This window comes from Acinetobacter sp. 809848 (assembly GCF_000581275.1).
GTDB classification, from domain to species: Bacteria; Pseudomonadota; Gammaproteobacteria; order Pseudomonadales; family Moraxellaceae; genus Acinetobacter; species Acinetobacter pittii.
Genome location: NZ_JEXG01000107.1, coordinates 1 through 2,047 on the forward strand (window position 1 = coordinate 1; position 2,047 = coordinate 2,047).

Annotated in this window: 3 protein-coding genes; all 3 read right to left on the reverse strand. The window is 45.8% G+C overall.

What is annotated here, in order from left to right; genetic code table 11:
- A partial coding sequence (locus J536_RS23885) for a helix-turn-helix domain-containing protein (RefSeq protein WP_032064222.1) occupies positions 1-836 on the reverse strand: 836 nt, incomplete at its 3' end.
- Positions 833-1,747, reverse strand: coding sequence for a DNA cytosine methyltransferase (locus J536_RS23890; protein ID WP_032063431.1), 915 nt, complete (start codon positions 1,745-1,747; stop codon positions 833-835). The genes J536_RS23885 and J536_RS23890, both read right to left, overlap by 4 nt.
- Positions 1,744-2,037, reverse strand: a complete 294-nt coding sequence (locus J536_RS0104960; protein ID WP_032063432.1) for a hypothetical protein — start codon at positions 2,035-2,037, stop codon at positions 1,744-1,746. The genes J536_RS23890 and J536_RS0104960 overlap by 4 nt, the downstream gene beginning before the upstream one ends.
- Between the last annotated feature and the right edge of the window lie 10 nt (positions 2,038-2,047).

Sequence of the window (2,047 nt, forward strand, 5' to 3'; positions counted from 1 at the left end):
AGTTGATCGTAGCTTTCCCCTGCAGCTGCAAACTGGCTTGCGAACTCAGGATGTTGTGAAAGTTTTTGAGCGAAGGCGTGAACCTGTTTGTCGCTCAACTGGTGCGGTGCGCTCGGCGAGCAGCGAACCTGCGACCCAGAATTTCGGAAAGGTGCCTGTTCACGAGCTTGGTATTTACCACATGCGTTGATTAACCAATCTGCAAAGTGGTAATTCATGAGTTCATCACAAAGATTCTTTTCAGCGTTGTAGAGTTCAAATGCTCTTAACTCTCGATCGAACCAAGTGGCTTTTTTGATTTGCTCGTAAGTTTCCTGATCAGTTGCCAAAAGAATTTCTTCACCAAGTTTTTTCAAACTCAACCATGTTTTTTTATTTTTAGATTCATCTGATAGATTCCCTGATAGATTCTCTGTCCCAATATTGGTACTGGTCTCGGTACCGTTTTTGGGACTGGTTGCGGTCCCACTATTGGTACTAGTACCGTTTTTGGAACCAGTACCGAAATTGGAACTAGTTCCGTTATTGGTACTAGTACCATTTTTGGGACTGGTTAAATCATTTTCTTCACGGCCCATCACACCAATTAATTGGTAAACCTTCACACCATTCCCTGTGATTTCACCTGTAAATCTAATTAATGAAATCGCTTCAAGTTCATCTAATACCTTGATCACCGTTTTACGGTTAAGGACAGTGTCTTTAACCATTCGCTTAATGCTTGGGTAACACTTGTGAGATTCTCCCGCTCTATCAGCCAAGGCCAATAAAACGAGTCTCTGGCTTGAGGTTTTAACCTCGGCTTTGAAAGCCCAAATGGTCGCATCTAAACTCATAGATCTTCCCCTAAAAATTCAAATGCGCTTTTCGCCACGATTGAAACTTGTCCATTTCCAATGGCTTTAAGTCGGTCCACCCGATTGGCCACCCCATCAGCCACTCGACCCAGTTCGGGTTCAATCGCCCACCATTCCCACCCTCTGGCGAAACTGCTGTATTGAGACGGATCTGGCGTCCCTTCGCTTTGCGTTCGGCTAAAGACTCGTTGCTCCACTTGTTTGCATCGCTCGCAGTTGGTGTCGGAAAGTTCATGACCGCACCTGGTAAACCATTTCTCGGATGAGGACTTACATTTCCCCGCTTGTTCCAATCGGATGCTTTGGGAGTTGGCCACATATTGACTACAGTTTCCAATCCTGGTGAATTTCTGAGGAAATCTGCTGGAGACGTTCTTGGTTTCGCATCCGATGCTTTGGGAGTGGGCAACAATCCAAATTCGGTCACGGATATGGGGCGCTCCAAAGTTAGATGCTGAAAAACGTGCCCATTGCGCGTCATACCCCATTTTGGCAAGGTCACTGATGACTCTTGTAAGTCCTCTGGAAACAAGCATTGGTGAGTTTTCCACGAACACGTATCTAGGTCGTACTTCACCGATAATTCGTGCCATTTCTGCCCAAAGCCCGGAACGTTCACCTTCGATTCCTGCACCTTTTCCTGCGGATGAGATGTCTTGGCACGGAAAGCCGCCAGATATAACGTCAACAATTCCTCTCCATGGTTTTCCGTCAAAAGATGTAATGTCAGACCAAATTGGGAAAGCTTCGAGAATTCCATCATTCTGTCGTTGCGCCAGAACTTGTGCTGCGTAGGCATCACGTTCAACTGCGCACACTGTTCGCCATCCCAAGAGATAAGATGCGAGAATTCCTCCACCAGCGCCTGCGAAAAGAGATAACTCATTCATTGCATCTCCTTAGGCTTTACATATCCGCCCATGTATTCAATCTTTTGAGCCTTATACAAACTCGTTTCAATTTCCCCAGCTAAATACAAAGTAATGCGGCCACGTCGAGCGAGTTCTTGTCTAAACTCTTCGCGTGTAATGGCTGCATTCTTTTCGTTATAGCCACGCTTACGTAGATTTGCTTTGTTTCGTTCAAGCATTTTGTTTAGGAGATTAAGGGCTGGCTCATACCAAGACTGGATGCCTTCCCTCTGCTTATGTTCAGGAAGGTGTTTGAATTGGTGATTCATGACACCTCCG